Below are 17789 nucleotides of genomic sequence, written 5' to 3' on the forward strand. Positions count from 1 at the left end.
CTCATGAAAGGCGTGAATGTTCCCATTCTCCGTGCCGTGGCTGCCGCCGCGCTTTTGAGTACGGTCGCGACCGGCGCTAATGCCGACGAAGGGCCCGTTGTCTGGCACCTCGACGCCTGGCAGCCGCCGTTCGACTATTCGCACGCGCCTGCGGCGATCGACTACCGGCCCGTGGCGAAGGCGGCAAAGCACTGGAAGATCTGCGCCTCCTACCCTCACCTCAAGGACTCCTACTGGGTGAGCGTCAATTACGGCATGGTGGAGCAGGCGAAAGCGGCCGGCGTCGGGCTGACCGTTGTGGAGGCCGGCGGCTATCCGAACCTCGACCGGCAGATCGAACAGATACGCACTTGCAGCGCCGGCGCGGACGCCCTGATCGTCGGCACCGTCTCCTATGACGGGCTCACCCCGACGATCCAGGAAATCGCGCGGCGCATTCCCGTGATCGCCGCCGTCAACGATATCAACGATGCCGGCATAACCGCGAAGACGGGGGTGTCATGGGAGGAGATGGGCCGGTCTGTCGGCGCCTATCTGGCTGGACTGCACCCTGCCGGCTCCAAGCGGGTCAAGGTGGCGTGGTTCCCCGGTCCCAAGGGAGCAGGATGGGTGCAGTTTGTTGAGGCAGGCTTCCAGAAAGGCATCAAAAACAGTTCGGCCGAGATAACGGTGACGAAGTGGGGCGATACCGGTTTGGAGATCCAGCTTCTCTTGATCGAGGAGCTGCTGGAGACGCATCCCGACATCGACTACATCGTCGGCAGCGCGCTGACGGCCGATGCTGCGGTCAGCGTCCTGCGTGCACAGCAGCGGGAAAACGAGATCAAGATACTGGCCGACTATTTCACCCACGGCACCTTCCGGGAAATCTACCGGGACAAGGTGCTCGCGGCGCCGACGGACTCGCCGCCGATACAGGGGCGGATCGCGATCGATCAGGCGATCCGCGCGATCGAGGGAACCCTGCAATACAAGCATATCGGGCCGCATGTCGAAATCGTCGACAAGGCCAATGTGCTGTCGCTCGATCTCGACCAGAGCCTTGCGCCGGCCTGGTTCAAACCCACGTTCGAGGTGAAATAGCGGTCCGGCCAGCACCGTCCCGTTCTGGTTGGCCAGCGGGACGGAGCTGTTCGGTGCCCTCGCCTTTCGCTCAGGCCTCTTCCAGCCAGACCTTGCCGAAATCCAGTTCGAAGGCCGGATGCATGGCGTGGTTCTTCACTTCGGGCTTCATGTGGCAGTAGAGCTTGCGCCAGAAAGGCTGGATGATGACGCCCGAATCCTGAAGGATCGTCTGGATGTCCTTCATGATCTCGCGCCGCTTGTCGACGTCGGCTACACCCAGCGCCTTGTTGAGCTTCGCGTCGAAATCGGGATCAGCGAAAGCGGTTTCGTTCCAGGCCTCGCCGGTCCGGTAGCCGATGGCGAGGATCTGCACGCCCAGAGGCCGCGAATTCCAGGTCGTCAGCGAGAACGGATATTTTGCCCAGTCGTTCCAGAACGTCGAACCGGGCAGCACCGTGCGCTTGACCTTGATGCCGGCCTCGCGAAGCTGCGCGGCGATGGCATCGCCGGTGTTCTTGTGCCACTCCTCGTCGGTCGAGATCAGTTCATGTTCGAAGTCCAGCTGGCCGGCTTCGGTCATGAGTTTTCTGGCGCCCTCGATGTCGCGCTCCTTCTTGGGCAACTCGGCATATTCGGGGTGGATCGGGCTGACATGATGGTTTTCCGCTGCCGACCCGAGCCCTCCATAGCCCAGCCGCAGCACCGTTTCGTTGTCGACGGCAAGCTGGAGCGCGTTGCGGACCTGCTTGTTGTCATAGGGCTTGTTCTTGATATTGGTGCGGCACACGATCGTGGCGGCGGTCGCCACTTCCGATTTCGTCAGGCCCATGCCGTCGAGAATGGTGACGAAATCGCCGGTCGTCTCGTAGTTGGCCTGCACCTCGCCGGCCTCGAAGGCATTCACTACGGCATTCGGATCGGCGCCGTAGTCGAGGAATTCCACGCCGTCCAGAGGCGCTTCCCCGCCCCACCATTTGCCGTTCTCGCGGCGCTTGTAGACCACGCGCGTGCCCACGTCGTAGGAAACCAGCTCGAATGGCCCGGTGCCGATGGGGTTCTTCAGGAAATTGGCTCCCGTCTCATCGAAGCTGCGATGCAGGATGAGCGCGGTATATTCGGTGATGCTCGGGATGATGGTGATGTCGGACGACAGCAGGCCGAGCTTGACCGTGTGATCATCGACCTTGGTGATTGCGCCCTCGCGGGCCTTGCCGGTCTTTTCGTCCACCAACGTGCCCAACCGGCCGGGCATCGAATTGCCTTCGACCGACTTGTCGCACCAGCGGGTAAAGTTGAACACGACATCGTCAGCGTTGAAGGCGTCGCCGTTGGTCCAGGTCACGTCCTTGCGCAGTTTCAGCACATATTCGGTAGCGTCCTCGTTGATCTCCCAGCTTTCGAGGAGATTGGGCGAGAAGGTGAAGTCGCGATTGTAGCGGATCAGGGTTTCCAGCGTCTGGCGCTGGGCGTTGCCGACTTCCGGCCACTCCGCGACTCGCGGGTCCTTCGGTTCCTTCACCACCATGGCGACCTTGAGCACCCCGCCCTTCCGGGGTTCCTGGGCGGCTGCGGGCGTCGGCGCCGCAAGGCCGATCAAGCCGTAGGCCATGGCGGCCGAAGCGCCGAAAACGCTGGCCAGCGCGAGGAATTCGCGACGATCCATGTCGCCCGATCTCGCGCGCTCGGCCATCTCACGGATGTGGCCGGGGACGCTGTCGCCATTGCTTTTGAAAAAGATCATCTGCTTCTCCCGCTTGAGCCTGGTGACGTGCGGCGTGAGGCGGCCAGAAGCCACCCCGGCGCCGCGCATTGAAATCTTTCAGCTTTGTCTTGCACGCTTCGCAGCGACTGGACCGGACGGCTCGGCCGCAAGAAGATCGAAGGCCGGTGGATCTGGCCATCCTCGGACCGCCGTCTGTGGCGGGCAATAGGAACGACAAGCCGATATCAATCGGAATTTCCGATTGATCACTTTAGCATGGTGGCCTTTTTTGTCCCTGCGGCGATGCGTCCGACGCCGCGGCGATCTCGCGCAACGGCGGCGGGGGCCGACAGATCAGATGTGGATGTAGATGTCCTCGCCTTCGACCGTCACCGGAAAGGTCTTGGTCCGAACGCTCCTGTCCACCAGGAATTCGCCGCTGCGTATGTCGAACTCCCAGCCGTGCCAGGCGCAGCGCACGAGTTCCCCGGCGCGCTCGTAGACGAATTCCCGATCGTCGGTCTGCTTCGTGGTGCCGCAGACGGGACCTTCACAAAGCGCCGCGCCCTTGTGCGGGCAGACATTGAGGAGGGCATGATAGCCGTCGTCCAGCTTGAACAAGCCAAGGGACAGCCTCCCGAACGTGACGATCTTGGCGGCATCCGGCGGAACCTCGGAGGCTTTGCAAGCGAATTGCTTCTCTGCCATGTCGCTCTCCTTACTCGGCCGCCATGACCGCGGGACGCTGGATGCGCGTGTAGACATCAAGCGCATTGAGGCCGAGGACCTTCTCGCGCCATGCCGGCGGGATGTGGAGTTTGGTCACGTCGTCATAGTCCCAATGCGGGTAATCCGATGCGAAGAGCAGCGTGTTCTCGCCATCCATCGCTTCGAGCGTTGCCCAGAGGTGCTGGATGTTGGCAGGCTGTTCCAGAGGTTGCGTCGACATGCGGATGTTCGATTTGAAATATTCCGAAGGCAGCCGCTTCAGCCATGGCGTTTCCTTGCGCAGCGCCCGGTAGTTCGAATCCAGGCGCCACAGAACGGACGGCACCCAGGCCACGCCGCATTCTATGATGACCACCTTCAGGCCCGGCCATTTCTCGAACACGCCCTGAGCGATGAGCGATGCCATATGCGTCATCGCGGACTGAGGCAGGATCGCATGCGTCTCCCAGAAGAAGGTCGAGGGCCCGGCCCCGATCGGAGTCGCGTTGAGGCCGCCCTGCCCGCCCAGATGCATGGCGAACGGCAGGCCCATTTCCGCGCATGCTTCGAAGATCGGATGATAGAAGGGATCGCCATAAGGCCTCTGCGCCCCATGGCTCACCAGAACCTGCACGATGCGCGGATGGGAGCCGACGCGGCGGATCTCCTCTGCGGCCAGCCTGGGGTCCTGCGGCGCCACGACCAGGGATCCCCAGAAGCGATCGTCCTTCGGGAGCCAGTAGTCGATCATGTAGTCGTTGTACGCCTTGCAAAGCGCGTTGGCGTAGTAGGGATTGGCGAGCGTCGATGCCTCGATCGGCTCGTCGCCCGTAAGGATCGCCACATCGATATTGTATTTGTCGAGGTGCTTTTCCTTCATGATGAGGTAGTTGTCGTCTTCCTCGACCGGATTGACGTCGTGGCGGGCAAAGCCTTCCGGATGGAACCACGGGCGATGGCCATGGGGGAATGCGCCGCGCGGGCCCGTCTTTTCGCCCCGGACGAACATGTCCTTGAACAGGCCCTCCATGTAGGGCTCCAGCACCGTGGCGCTGCACCAATAGTTGTGACAGTCGGTATCGACGATAAACATCAGGGGGACTCCAGCTTCGCAGATCCGATCGATCAGCCGATTTGCATCCGAACCAAGCCTATTGACCGGCATTCGATCGGGAAATATCAGCAATCATTGATTATCGATCGAGATATGCGATTGAACCGATGAACACCGCCCTGCTGCTGACATTCCTGGACGTGATGGAGACGGGCAATTTCAAGCGCACGGCGGAACGCATGAACATCATGCAGTCCACGGTCAGCGCGCGGATCCGCCAACTGGAAGAAACCCTGGAGACGCGGCTTTTCGAGCGCGGTCGCGGCGGAGCCGAGCCCACGCTTGCGGGCCGGCGCTTCGAAGGGCATTGCCGCGCGTTCCTGACACTTTGGGGCCATGCGCGCCGGGACGTTCTTGCAGGTGCTTCGGCCCGCAAGCGGCGTTTGCACATATCCTGCCAGTACAGTCTCGTCCGCGCCTATCTGATCGACTGGATCGACAAGCTGCGGAGCGACAAGGACCTCGATCTCCATGTCGAGATCAATTTTTCGTCGCAGATCCAGCGTGACATCCTTTCAGGCGAGACCGACGTCGGCATCATGTTCGCGCCGCAACTGACGCCGGATATCCAGATCGCCGATCTCGGCGCGGCCGAATTCGTCATGGTCTCGACCGATCACGACAGCCTGGCGCAGGTGGACATGAACCGTTACATCAAGGTCGCCTACACCAGCGCCTTCGAACGCGCGCTCGACGAGGTTCTTCCCGACCTCGCGTTCCCCGGCATGGTCATCGGCAGCGACGACCTCGCCATCGAACTTCTGAGACGATATGGAGGCACGCTCTATCTGCCCCGCTTCGCGGTTGCGAGCGCGCAGACCAAAGTCCCCAAGCTCAGGATCATCGAGGACGCTCCGATCATCCCGCAGCCGGTCTTTTCGGCGGTACATCTGCGGCGTCGTCGAGATCCGCTGGTGGTCTGGGCGCTCAAGCTCCTGAGAGATCTCGTCGACCGTCGATGATCGAATTTTTCGATCGAAAACGAAGTTTCGCCGAGTCCCGGCAGATCGATAAACTTGATATGACTCGCGCGCTCGTCGGAGGTGCGCGATGCTGATGGAATCTCCTTTCCGCTATTCCCTGTCGATCGCCAACCAGCAGCCTTGCTACCGGGGCGGTCCGGCGACGCTCATCTGCAAGGCAGTCGTGGAGGAAACGCACGACGCCAGGACGTTCGTCTTCGAGGACAGGCAAAGCCGCACCTTCGACTTCAAGCCCGGCCAGTATGTGACCTTCAAATTCGAAATCGGGGGCAAGCTTTATCCGCGCGCCTATTCGATCTGTTCCACTCCGACGCGGCCGCACAACATACAGATCACGGTGAAGCGGGTGCCCGGCGGCATTGTTTCGAACTGGCTCAACGATGAGATGCGGCCCGGCATGGAGGTCGAGATCGCCGATATCGGCGGCCACTTCAATTATATCGACCTGCCGTCGCGCAAACCGGTTTTCCTCGCCGGCGGTTCTGGCGTGACCCCGGTCATGTCTATGCTTCAGTACATAAACGATATCGTGGACCCGACGGACGTCGTCTTCGTCTATTTTTCACGCACGCCCAAAGACATCATTTTCCGCGACCAGCTCGAGTTCATCGCCAAGCGCTTCAAGAACGTGAAGATACATCTGGTGGTTGACGACACCGGGGAAGAGCCGGGCTTCCCGGGCGCGAGAGGGCATGTCGGAGCGGCTTTGATGCGGTCGCTCGTGCCCGATCTCCATGAACGGGAAATCTTCATGTGCGGCCCGGAAGGTTTCATGAAGGCGGCGCGTGAGATGGCCAGGGAAATATCAGTCACCGCGCTGCACGAAGAGAGCTTCGGAGAAAAGATCTCCATCGACGATACGGGCGACCTCGGCGGCGAAGTCTATTTCGCGCTGTCGGGCAAGCACGGCAAATGTGCGCCCGGCGAAACCCTGCTGGAAGCCGCATTGAATGTCGGGATTTGGATCGAAAGCTCCTGCCAGCAGGGCGTTTGCGGCAGTTGCAAGATCAGGATGACCCAAGGGGCGGTCGACATGGCCGACCTGGGCGGCCTGTCCGACGAAGAAAAGACGGAAGGCTACGTCCTTGCGTGTTGCAGCAGGCCGAGGGGAGCGATTTCGATCGAGGCCTGAACAATAAGGCGAACTGCCGGCGAGGGCCGAACCCCGCCGGCAAGGCGAGCATTTTGCATCTCGGCGCCGCTCCGAGCGGCTTTACCCCGCTACCATCGGGTTTAACCCGGTTTTAGCCGGTTCTGGCCGATACCCGCATTTCCGGAGCGAACCCGCAAGGGCCGCTCTCTGCAGGCATGCAAAGGAAGCGTCGATGCACGCTCGCCTACCCAACGAGTTTTCAGCCTCGCGCCAGCCGCCGCTCATTGTGCAGGTTGTTCGCCAGTATCTGCCGAACCGGGGCGGGCTGGAGGAAGTGGTGGCGAATCTGTCCGGACAGTTGCACGCGCGCGGCTACCGCGTTCGCGTCGTCACGCTCGACCGGCAGTTTACCGCTCCGGACCGGCTGCTTCCGGCGACCGAAATCATCGACGGCATCGAGGTGGTACGCATACCGTTCAGGGGAAGCACGCGCTATCCGGTCGCGCCGCAGGTCCTGCGCCATATCGGCGATGCGGCCATCGTGCATGTGCACGCCATCGATTTCTTCTTCGACGCACTGGCCTGGACACGCCCCTTCCACCGCAAGCCGATGGTGGCGACTACCCACGGCGGGTTCTTCCATACACAAAAATATGCATCGCTGAAGACGGCGTGGTTCAACACCGCCACGCGCGTGTCGGCCCTTGCCTATAAGCGCCTGATCGGCTGCAGCCTGCAGGACACGCGGACCTTCGCAAGAATTGCCGGCGACCGCGTCATCCGCATCGACAATGGCGTCGACACCGGGAAATTCGCCGACGCCGCCGCACGGTCGCCGAAGCGGCGCCTCGTCACCATCGGCCGCTTCTCGGTCAACAAGCGCCTCGACAATCTGCTCGGCGCCATGCAGGCACTGGAGGCGGTTGCCCCCGGCTGGCGGCTCGACATTGTCGGCGTCCCCGGCGATCTGGACGAAAACGACCTCGCGCGCATGGTCGCAGAGCGCGGCCTGTCGGACGCGGTGCAGGTCCGCATCGGCTTGTCGGTCCCCGAACTGCGCGCTGTCCTGTCCGAATGCTCCCTCTTCGCATCCGCATCCGACTATGAGGGGTTTGGCCTGGTCGCCGTCGAGGCCATGAGCGCGGGGCTGATGCCTTTGCTGAACCCCAACACGGCTTATCGGGATCTGGCCGCGAAGCATCCCGAGATCCGGCTCTGCGATTTCGGCAATCCGGAACTCGCGGCCGGCACCATCGCGAACTCCTTCCGGGAGCTTTCGGCCGATCCGCGCGCGTACAGGGAAAGCGTCATGCAGGCGGCGTCGGCATATTCATGGCACCAGGTCGCCGAACGATATTTGGACGTCTACCGGGAACTGCTCCGCGAGCCGGCCAGCAGGCCACGGGGCGACGACACAGCCGCCGGGAGGAGCAATTGACCCGGACACGATGCGCGCGCCGCAAGCTTCTGTTGTCGGTGCTGGCCAGCGCGATGCTGTCCGCAACGCAGGCCTTTCCCGCCGCATCGAAGCCGGGCTGCTTTCATGGGGTGAACCTTTCCGGAGCCGAATTCGGTAAGGCAGGCGGCATTTACGGCAAGGATTACACCTACCCCAGCGACCGCACGGTCGCCTATTTCGCGAAGAAGGGCTTCAATACCGTGCGGCTGCCCTTTCTTTGGGAGCGGCTGCAACCGCGCCTCGGCGAGGCGTTCGACAAGGCGGAGGCTGCCCGGCTCGCCGATGCCGTCTCGCGCCTCAGGGCGGCCGGCCTGCATGTCGTGCTCGATCCTCATAACTATGCCCGATACAGGGACGCGGTGCTCGGCTCGGACGACCTGCCCGACGCCGCCTTTGCCGATCTTTGGGGCCGGCTGGCCGTCCTTTACGGCAAGGACGCGGCCGTAGCGTTCGGGCTGATGAACGAGCCTCACGATCTCGACGTCCGCCAATGGCTGTCTTCGGCGAACGCGGCCATCGCGGCAATCCGCAAGGCGGGAGCCCGCAATCTCGTGCTGGTGCCCGGCACCAACTGGACAGGCGCACACAGTTGGGAAAGCACCGACGCCGCAAATGCAAACGCCAGCATCATGCTCGGCGTGCAGGATCCTGCCAACAACTACGCCTATGAGGTCCATCAATATCTGGACGGCAATTTCTCCGGCACCCATGCCACCTGCGAGCGCGCCGACGACGCCGTCGAGGCTCTGCAACGCTTCACCCAATGGCTGCGCGACAACGGCAAGCGCGGCTTCCTGGGAGAGTTCGGCGGCGGGGGCGACGCGAATTGCGCAAAAGGCATCACCGGCATGGTCGAGGTGATGGAAAAGAACCGCGACGTGTGGACCGGCTGGGCCTATTGGGCCGCAGGCGACTGGTGGCCCGAGAGCGAGCCGCTCAACATCCAGCCGGTCAAGGGACGTGACAGGCCCCAGCTCAAGGCATTGAGCCGCAGCGGCGCCCTGTTCGGCGGCGCCGGCAAGTGCCCTGCCCTGGAAAACGGAGGCTGATCGTTATCGGCTGCCCGATCAGGCCGCAGGCGCTTCCAGGGCCGGACGATCGCCGTTGGACGTTCCCAGAAGGAACCACAGCAAGGCGGCCGTCTTGATCGAATAGAACGAGTCGCTGATGAGCATCAGCAGCAGCAGGTAGACGATGACCATCGAGTGGAACCGCCAGGCGCGCGCCGTGCCCAGCGGCGCGTGGACGAAGGTCGTCCAAAGGGCTGCGAAGCCGAACAGGCCGAAGGCCGTCAACGTATAGGCAAGGCCGGAATCCGCGGTGAACTGGTCAGTTGCCTCCGCGCCGAAGACCACCCCCGGCGAAAGCTGCGTGAGGATATGCGCGGTAACGGCGAAGCGTCCCGACAGGTCGTTCGGTCCTCCGCCGGTGCCGGACATGATCCCGTAGATGCCGAGCATGGCGAGCATCAGGAACGGCAGCACAATCCAGGCCGGACGGGGAATATAGTCGTAGAGCGGGTAGAGCAGCGTGACGAGCACGCAACTGTAGAGACCGAAACGGGCGTCGGCGAGCGCGATGACCGTGAAGGCAAGCGCCATGACCCACCAGCGGGCGGCGAAGGCACGGCCGCGATAGAGCGCCCAAGAATAGATGATGACGGCAAAATTGCCCATCGAAACCGGTTCGAGGAAGACCGACGAAACCCGGTGCTGGCCGAGAAAAGGCAGGATGGTGCGCGGTTCCGGGCGCATGCCTGAGATGAAAAGCCCCTGCGTCTGGCCATAGAGCTGGTCGGCGGAAACCGTTCCCCTGGCAAGATAATAGCCCAGGACATTGAAGTACGAGATGAAGGTATCGACGAACAGATATTCGAAAAGACCCGCCGCCACGACGACGAGGGCGCTGGCGAGCACCAGCCGGTCGCCCAGCCCGGGATCGCGCAGGCGCATCCCGGTGAAATAGAACGCGATCGGGATCAGGATATCGCGGACCGATTTCAGGTTGTACTGGCCGCCCCGCAAGGCGAACAGCAGAAGCATGTAGGTCAGGAAAGCCACCAGGAGCAGGTAAAGCGGCGCGCGGCGCGTCAGTGCGGCAAGCATGACCGTGCCGATGACCAGCATCTCCGACAGCATGACATAGGCGTCGGTGATCGGGAACAGGCGGGTGTTGACGAAGCACAGAAGGAAATTGAACACCAGCGCGGCCATGACCGCCGCGATCGCCAGAAACCGCACGATGACGGGAACCGGCGCACCGTCCTCGCCGGCCGCGTCCCAGGAAGAGCCGTTGCGCCATGAGGCTGTGTCGACGTTCGCCACCGCCCGCCCCTCAGGCTGCCTTCTTCTCGACCACTATGTTGCCTATCAGCTTGCTGCGCCACGGGCCTATGCGGGTGATCAACGTCGCGAGATCGTCCTTGTTGGTGGTGCCGATTTTCGACAATGCGAGAATGCCGTCCGCATATTTCAGGATCGTCGGCAGAAGGCTCTCCGCCTCCGTGCCGCAAGCGTCGACAATATAGAAAGGCACGGCGGCATTGCCGGCGGGTATCAGGGAAAGCAGCGAATTGCCGGCCCTGGAGGAGGCACCGACGCGCTGGAACCGGAGTATGTCCAGCAAGGGGTGGGCCCGCTTGCCTGCTGGCGCGGCGGCTTCATGACCGGCCGCCTGCCGCTCTCCCGCAAGGGTCGCCAGCGGCGCCCGCTGCCGCATGCTGCCGTCGGACAGGAACACTTCCTCGCCGAGGACATGCAACTGGCGGGCGATGCGCGCGGCGGCCGGTTCCCCGACCTGCGCCGCATCGGCCGAGAGCACGACGACGGCGGTGGGCATCGACGGGTCGCGCCCCGCCTGCAGCATCAGGGCCGCGCGAGCGAAACTGTCCTGCTGCGGCGTGCCCGGCCCTTTGCCGCCGGACGGAAGAAGACGTTGCGCGAGGGGCAACCTGTGAAGCACCTCCTTCACCCAGTTCGCCTTCGTCTCGTCGGAAGGCGCTTCGACCGTCACGAGCACCGGCGCGCCGGTGCGGGCGATCAGTTCCTGTTCCGACCGCAAGGTGGTGCTGAACGTTTCGCGCAACACGGCCAGCACGCTTCCCAAAGCCGCGCCGAACAGCAAGGCGGCCACCAGCACCAGGCTCTTGGGCGCCTGGATCGGCGTCGAGGATGGGACGGCAGCCGAGATGACGCGGGAATTGCCGGCGCCGACGTCCTGCTGGCGCCCCAGTTCCTCGGAACGGCTGAGGAAGGATTGATAGACGGCGTTGATGGAGGCCGCCTCGCTCTGCAATTGCGCCAGCTTGATGCGGGCCTCGCCTTCCTCGCCGCTCGTACCGGCCAGGGCGTCGAACCGGCCTTGCAGCGCGGCCACATTCGCCTGCGCGCGCTCGTAATTGTTGGCGGCGGTCGCGCGGATGCGCTGCAACTCGTTCTCGATCGTCCTGCGCATGCTGGCGACCTGGGAACGCACCGCGCGCATCTGCGGATGCTCCGAGCCCAGATTGGTCGAGAGTTCCGCCTGCCGGTCGAGAAGCTGCGCGTAGCGGCCGCGCAGATCGACCAGCGTCGGGGACTGCAACGCCTCGGCGATGGCGCCCGTCTCGACGTCGGAAACCTTCAGCCGGCTCGCCTGGTCGGCAATGGTCTTCTGCTGCTCGGCCGCCTGCCGCGCCGCCAGAAGCTGCTGGTTCACCCCAGCAAGCTGCTGATCCACCACAAGCCCCTGAGTGCCCGTGCTGATCAGACCATGCTCGGTGCGGAATTTCTCGGCGGCGGCCAAGGCGGCCAGAAGCCGCTGGCGCAGTTCCTCGGTCTGCTCGCGCAGGGCCGATCCGGTCTTCTGGCTGGCGCTCGATTGCGTCTGGTCCGTTTCGCTGAGATAGGTCTGCGCGATCGCATTGGCGATCCGGGCGGCCATCTCGCTGTTCCGATGCTTGACGGTCACGGTGATCACCAGCGAGTCCCCGGCCTGCTCTACCGTCAGGTTCTTGCGCAACGCCTCGACGGCGCCATCGACGGCGTCGCCGCTAGGCGGCTTTGCCGCTCCACCGAAGATCAGCCGGCGCCAGCCGCCGCCGGAGCCGCCGAGATAAGGGTCCGAGGTCAGCTTCAGGTCCTGCACGACCTTTTGCAGCACTTCGCGCGACTGCACGACATAGATCTGGCTGCCGACGGACTGCTGGGCACTTACCTGCGGCGCGGCCGCATTCGCGTTGCCGACCGCGCCTGAACGGTCGAGATCGAGCAGCATCTCTGTGGAGGAGCGGTAGTAGGGTTTCTGCAGCAGCAGGAAGACGAACGCCAATGCCAGACAGACGAGGATCGCCAGAACCACATAGTGGGCCCTGCGCTTCAATATCCCCGGCAATTGGAAAATATCTATGTTCATCAGATGCCCGAGATGAAAGTAGCAGCCCCCGGCCGGGTTCGGCCGATATCCGCCTCACGCCCGCGAAAATCGAAACAACGGAGCTGGAAAGCTTCTATCCGACACTGCTTTCCTTATGGTTAAGAAACCGATAAATCCCGCCTCCGTCCCCAACGAGCGACCGGCCGCTAAAGCCTTCTCCTGCGCGGCTTGCGAAGTCGTGATCGAGCCCGTCGTTGACGTCCGCCGTCATTGCCAATAGCTACCGGCTCATGATTCTCGCCTCGCGCCTCACGGCGATCCTGCTTCTCCTGTTCATCGCTTTTGCGACCTTGTCGCCGATCGATCTGCGTCCTCACATCGGCAATGCCAATCTGGAGCGCGCCGCGGCCTACTTCGTGTTCGGCTTCGCCCTGGCCGTTGGCTTTCCAGGCCGCTTCAGCCGCAGCGCATTGTTCGTCGTGGCCGTGGCGTTCTCACTGGAAGCGCTTCAACTCATCGACCCCTCACGTCACGGCCGCCTGCATGATGCCGTGATCAAGGCAGCCGCCGGCCTGATCGGCGTCGCCGTCGTCTGGATCGCGTCGCAGCGCCTGGCATGGCTCGCCGGCGACAGGAAAGGCTGAGCCTTTCCACGCTGCTGCCGCCTGCAACCCGGAGACCGTCCTGCCGGCAAACCGCACGAGCGGCTCCCATCGGGCGGATGGCCATGCAACGCCCCCGGACAATCAACCGCGAAATCAGAACTGTTCAGGCAAGCTGATCGAGAATGACCAGGCACCGGCACAGGAATATTTCCATGTCGTCGCGCCCGGGCCCATGCGCCACCAAGTGTAGCTTGCAAACAATCGTACCGGCTCCGTTCACGTCAATTTAACGCGCAAGATTCAAAAGTGAGCGCAGCATGCCGCACGATCTGCCGGCGTGGATTCGTATCTTTGTCGTAGGGTTGCAATGGCTCGGCAAGACTCTGAAATTCTGACGTCCATGGTCGTTGCCACCCTGAACCGGGCACGCGAGATGGAAGTGCTGCTTCGCTCGCTGGCGGCGCAGAAGCGCAATGATTTCGAGGTCATCGTCGTCGACCAGAACAGTGACGACCGTCTCGCGCCGATACTCGATGCCTGGAAAGACGAGTTGGAGATCGTTCGCGTGCGGGCGGAAAATCGCGGCCTCTGCCGGGCGCGCAATGCGGGCGCCGCGCACGCTCGCGGGCAGTGGATTCTTTTTCCCGACGACGACTGCTGGTATCCGGACGACTTCCTGGCCCATCTCGACAGGTTGAAGGTCGAACACTCGGCCGACTTCTACAGCGGCCGCTCCGTCAATGCTGACGGCAAGACGATCATGGGTACGTTCCAGAACACCGCCAAGCCGATCGGCCAGGACGCGATTTGGACGACGCTGATCGAATGGGTCATGATAATCCGCAGGAGCGCCTTCGAGGAAGTCGGCGGGTTCGACGGGGAAATCGGCCTCGGCGCGGGCACCCCTTGGGGAGCCTATGAGGCGCAGGACCTCGCCTTGAAGCTGATGGGGGCCGGCTACAAGGGATATTACGATCCGACGCTCGTCGGTCATCATCCCGACGACCGCAGCGACCGCACCTCGCCCGCCAACATCGCCAAGATAAGGGCCTACAGCGTCGGCATGGGCTATGTCATGCGCAGGCACGGCTACAGCTTCTTTTCCTACGTGCCTCGGTTGCTGCGGCCTCTGGCCGGCGTCGCCATCTATACGCTGAGCGGACGGCCGGCTCTTGCGAAGCGTTCATGGGAGATCTTCTCCGGCCGCTGGTCCGGCTGGAAGAGCGCTCCGGCGCCTGCGTCGGGCAGGATATGACACCGGACTTCGCCGGCCTTCGTGACGTAGACATGATCGCGCCCGATCCACAGTGCGCGAAGGTGCGCTGATGAACAGCAAGATCATGTCGAACTCGATCATCAACGCGGTGGCGGGCCTGCTGCTGCTGGTGAGCGGATTCGGCTGCTCGGTCATCGTCGCCCGGCTGCTGGGGCCGCAAGCGAACGGCACGATCGCGTTTGCGCTGTGGCTGGCCACGACAGGATCGCTCGTGGCCGAGCTCGGCACCGGCGTGCTGCTTCTGCGGCTGCTGCCGCAATTGAAGGCCAAAGGAGTGGACGAGCGCGGGCGCCGCGGATTTGCCGCCTATCTCGCCCTGCCCGTCGCCGTGGCCACCACCATTCTCGTGCTGCTTTTCGGGGCGTTCTGCTGGCTGGGCGGCGGCGTCGAATGGATCGACTCCACTGCGACGGCGGCCGCCCTTACGGCGCTGTTGCTGTTCATCCAGTCGATCGGCTCGTTCACCAAGAACTACCTGATCAGCGAGCAGCGTCTCCGTACGTTCCTCCACTTCACCAGCCTGACCTCGATATTGCAGATCGTCATCGTATTTGCCGGCGCATATTTTTATGGTGTCGAAGGCGCCCTCATCGGCTACATCGCCGGGCAATCCGTCTTCTTCCTTTATACGAGCGGCATCCTTTTGACCCGGCCGAACAAGGCCGGCCACACGATGCGCGCCCTTGCCGGAACCTCGGTCGTCCTGTTCTTCGAGTTCGTCATCACCGCCGTGTTCCTGACCCGCCCGGAACTGGTCTTCCTGCAGCACTTCCGCGGTGTCGAGCAGGTCGGCTTCTACGCCGTGGCGCTGTCTCTCGCCAACCTGGCGTTGCAGTTGCCGGTTCAGCTTACAGGCAGCCTCATTCCGTTTTACGCCGAACGGCAGGGAACAGGCGGTTCGAAAACTTCACCGGATATTTTCGCCGGCGTGGTGCGCAGTTTCTCCTACATCACCTTCCCGCTTTGCTTCGGCCTCGCCGCCATTGCCATGCCGCTTGTGCTGGCGATCTACGGTCCGGCCTTCGAGCCGGCCGGCCTGATCGTCGCCATCATGGCCGTCGGGGCCCCGGCTTACGTCTTCATCCAGCTCGTCACGCAATATCTCTATTCGATGGACCGGCTGAAATACCGTCTCGCGACGAGCGGAATCGGCGCCGTCCTCATGGTGGCTGGATGCCTCTTCGCCGTGCCGCAATGGGGCGGCACCGGTGCGGCGGTGGTCCGCGACCTGGTTTTCCTGATCATGAGCGTGATCCTGCTGCGGCGCGTCGATCTGGCAGGAGGCGCGCGGGAACTGGTGCCGGTCGTCGTCAAGGTTGCCGCCGCAGGCGCGCTTTGCGGGTTTGCCGCCCTGACGATCACGCGAATGCTCCCCGGCGTCGGCGGCCTCGTGGCCGGCATCGCGGGCGGCGCGGTCGTCTATGGCCTGATGTTGCGCCTGCTGGCGGCCGTCCCCCGGCAGGATGCGGCGATGATCGACAGCCTGCTGACGCGGCTGCCTTCTGTTTTGGCGCAGGTCCCCCGACTGTTTCTGGGCCTGATCGCTCCTTATTCGACCACCTCGGAGGCCACAAAATGACCTCGCATCCAGCCCTTATGCATGGAGACCGGGACAGTATCGAAACAGGCGCGCCTGAACTCCTTTCCTGGACGCCGAAATCCGCGGCCTTGCCGGTCACCTTCTCCGATACGGTCGGCCTGTTCACGCCTGCAGCCGCCGGCACCGAAGCGTCGGCCAGCGCCTTGCTTTTCGTCAGCCCCTGGGGCTTCGAGGAAATGTGCACGCGCAAGCTGTGGCGCGAACTGGCGGAAAAGGCATCCCTGGCCGGCATCGCCAGCCTGCGCTTCGACTATCCGGGCACCGGCGACGCCCTTGACCGCGACGATTTCAGCACCGGCCTCTCGGTCTGGGAAAACGCCATCCTGGCGGCTGCCGCAAAGCTGCGCGCCCTGTCCGGCGCATCCCGGTTGATCCTGATCGGCCACGGCATCGGCGCGACGCTCGCCGCGATTGTCGCGCCCAGGCTGGACGGGGTCCAGGCGCTCGCGCTGATGGCGCCGGTCGTCAGCGGCCGCTTCTATCTGCGCGAACTGGCTGCCTGGTCCAAGATGGTGGACGAGGGGCTGGGCCTGCGCAACGGGCAGCGCATAACCGGGCACGTCGCCATCGCCGGTCTCGTCATGCCGGACGCGATCGCGGCGCAGGTCAAGGCGCTTTCCATCGAAACCCTGCCCGAGGCGCCAGCACCGCATATCCTCGTCGTGGAACGGCCGATGCGCGAAAAGGACGTCGCCCTGTCGCGTCATCTCGGCCAACTCGGCGCCGAAGTCACACGACTTGGCTATTACGGCTACGACGATCTCGTCTCGAACCCGACGATCGCCAAACAACCGGCTTTGGTGATCGAGCAGCTGACCGAGTGGGTGGCTGCGATTGCCGCCCGGCCCGGCGGCACAAGGCTGCCGGTTGAATATCCCGGAGAACCCCTGCTCGCAGGGCCGGATTTCACGGAAACGCCGCTGCGCTTCGGCCCGGATGGGCGGCTGTTCGGCATTCTTTGCATGCCACTTGGAACCCGACGGGGCGCGACGGTGGTCTATCTGGGCACCGCCTATGACCGGCACGCCGGCTGGGCCCGCACGGCGGTGCAGAGCGCGCGCCACTTGGCCGCGCAGGGCGTTGCCTCGCTGCGGTTCGATGCGGCGAATGTCGGCGACAGCCCGCCGGTCACCGGCTCCCCGGATCAGGTGTTGTTTTCCGACAGGCAGATCGACGACGTAGGCGCCGCCTTCGAGCTTCTCGAAAAGCTCAACCTGGCACCGGCCGTGCTTGCCGGCCGTTGCAGCGGCGCGTTTCTCGCTTTCCGCAGCGCCGTGCAGGACGAGCGTTGCAAGGCAGCGGTCATCGTCAATCCGTTCACCTTCGTCTGGGACCCGGACGAACAGGTGGACGACGTGCTGCGCTACAATCCGCGTTCCCTGTCCGACTACGGCCGGCGCATCGTCAGCATGGAGACTTTCCGGCGTCTGGGCACCGGGGGCGTCGATGTCCGGCGCGCCACCCTCAACATCAGCCGGCAGTTGGCCCGCCGTCTCACGCCGAGGGCCCACGGCATGCTCGGGGCGCTCTCCAAATACGGGCGCCTGCGTGAGGCCACGCATGCCGCCTTCCGGCGCCTGTACGCGCGCCGCATGCCTCTTTCGCTGATCTACAGCGGCGCCGATGTCGGTCTGGACCAATACCGGCTGTATTTCGGCGACAAAGGCGAGGACCTGGCGCAATATGCGAACGTGTCGGTCGAGATTGTCGCGGACGCCGACCACAACATGACCCCGCCTGCCGCCAGGGCCCATATTCGCGACCGCATCCTGGAGCACGCGTTGCTGGCCGGTGCCGAGAAGGAAATGACCGCCGCGTCCGAAAACTGAGC

Annotated in this window: 14 protein-coding genes; 9 read left to right on the top strand and 5 right to left on the bottom strand. The window is 63.5% G+C overall.

Annotated elements, in window-relative coordinates:
• The first annotated feature begins 3 nt into the window (after positions 1 to 3).
• The gene (gene torT / locus QU595_RS15030; protein ID WP_315923307.1) at positions 4 to 1083 is read left to right on the top strand and encodes a TMAO reductase system periplasmic protein TorT; all 1080 of its coding nucleotides are present in this window, start codon (positions 4 to 6) and stop codon (positions 1081 to 1083) included.
• A 70-nt stretch (positions 1084 to 1153) separates the two neighbouring features.
• Here torT and QU595_RS15035 read toward each other — a convergent pair whose 3' ends face one another.
• From QU595_RS15035 to QU595_RS15045, 3 genes are all read right to left on the bottom strand, one after another.
• Complete coding sequence (locus tag QU595_RS15035) at positions 1154 to 2806, bottom strand: ABC transporter substrate-binding protein (protein WP_315923309.1); 1653 nt, start codon at positions 2804 to 2806, stop codon at positions 1154 to 1156.
• A gap of 315 nt (positions 2807 to 3121) precedes the next feature.
• Positions 3122 to 3475, bottom strand: coding sequence for a Rieske (2Fe-2S) protein (locus QU595_RS15040; RefSeq protein ID WP_315923311.1), 354 nt, complete (start codon positions 3473 to 3475; stop codon positions 3122 to 3124).
• 10 nt (positions 3476 to 3485) lie between these two features.
• Complete coding sequence (locus tag QU595_RS15045; protein ID WP_315923313.1) at positions 3486 to 4568, bottom strand: amidohydrolase family protein; 1083 nt, start codon at positions 4566 to 4568, stop codon at positions 3486 to 3488.
• Positions 4569 to 4696: 128 nt separating this feature from the next.
• Between QU595_RS15045 and QU595_RS15050 the strand changes: the two genes are divergently transcribed.
• From QU595_RS15050 to QU595_RS15065, 4 genes are all read left to right on the top strand, one after another.
• Positions 4697 to 5551, top strand: coding sequence for a LysR family transcriptional regulator (locus QU595_RS15050; RefSeq protein ID WP_315923314.1), 855 nt, complete (start codon positions 4697 to 4699; stop codon positions 5549 to 5551).
• 88 nt (positions 5552 to 5639) lie between these two features.
• Entirely contained in the window at positions 5640 to 6704 is a 1065-nt protein-coding gene (locus QU595_RS15055; protein ID WP_315923315.1) for a hybrid-cluster NAD(P)-dependent oxidoreductase, read from the top strand.
• 193 nt (positions 6705 to 6897) lie between these two features.
• A complete protein-coding gene (locus tag QU595_RS15060) occupies positions 6898 to 8103 on the top strand; it encodes a glycosyltransferase family 4 protein (protein WP_315923317.1) in 1206 nt (401 codons plus the stop codon).
• Positions 8104 to 8156: 53 nt separating this feature from the next.
• Entirely contained in the window at positions 8157 to 9173 is a 1017-nt protein-coding gene (locus tag QU595_RS15065) for a glycoside hydrolase family 5 protein (RefSeq protein ID WP_315924477.1), read from the top strand.
• Between the two features lie 18 nt (positions 9174 to 9191).
• Here the strand turns inward: QU595_RS15065 and QU595_RS15070 are convergent, their stop codons facing one another.
• Together QU595_RS15070 and QU595_RS15075 are read right to left on the bottom strand one after the other, a co-directional pair.
• Positions 9192 to 10448: a hypothetical protein gene (locus tag QU595_RS15070; RefSeq protein WP_315923319.1), complete on the bottom strand. Its 1257-nt coding sequence runs from the start codon at positions 10446 to 10448 to the stop codon at positions 9192 to 9194.
• 10 nt (positions 10449 to 10458) lie between these two features.
• Entirely contained in the window at positions 10459 to 12516 is a 2058-nt protein-coding gene (locus QU595_RS15075; protein ID WP_315923320.1) for a GumC family protein, read from the bottom strand.
• Positions 12517 to 12731: 215 nt separating this feature from the next.
• On the opposite strand from QU595_RS15075, the gene QU595_RS15080 reads away from it, so the two are divergent.
• The 4 genes from QU595_RS15080 (at position 12732) to QU595_RS15095 (ending at position 17787) form a co-directional block, all read left to right on the top strand.
• Positions 12732 to 13121, top strand: coding sequence for a VanZ family protein (locus QU595_RS15080; RefSeq protein WP_315923322.1), 390 nt, complete (start codon positions 12732 to 12734; stop codon positions 13119 to 13121).
• A 361-nt stretch (positions 13122 to 13482) separates the two neighbouring features.
• Entirely contained in the window at positions 13483 to 14337 is an 855-nt protein-coding gene (locus tag QU595_RS15085; RefSeq protein ID WP_315923324.1) for a glycosyltransferase family A protein, read from the top strand.
• Between the two features lie 70 nt (positions 14338 to 14407).
• The gene (locus tag QU595_RS15090) at positions 14408 to 15937 is read left to right on the top strand and encodes a lipopolysaccharide biosynthesis protein (RefSeq protein WP_315923326.1); all 1530 of its coding nucleotides are present in this window, start codon (positions 14408 to 14410) and stop codon (positions 15935 to 15937) included.
• Positions 15934 to 17787 (top strand): alpha/beta hydrolase, encoded by a 1854-nt coding sequence (locus QU595_RS15095; RefSeq protein WP_315923328.1) that lies wholly within the window; start codon positions 15934 to 15936, stop codon positions 17785 to 17787. Before QU595_RS15090 ends, QU595_RS15095 begins: the two co-directional genes overlap by 4 nt.
• The last annotated feature ends 2 nt before the right edge of the window (positions 17788 to 17789 follow it).

It is taken from the genome of Mesorhizobium sp. SP-1A, assembly GCF_032460275.1.
GTDB lineage: Bacteria > Pseudomonadota > Alphaproteobacteria > Rhizobiales > Rhizobiaceae > Mesorhizobium.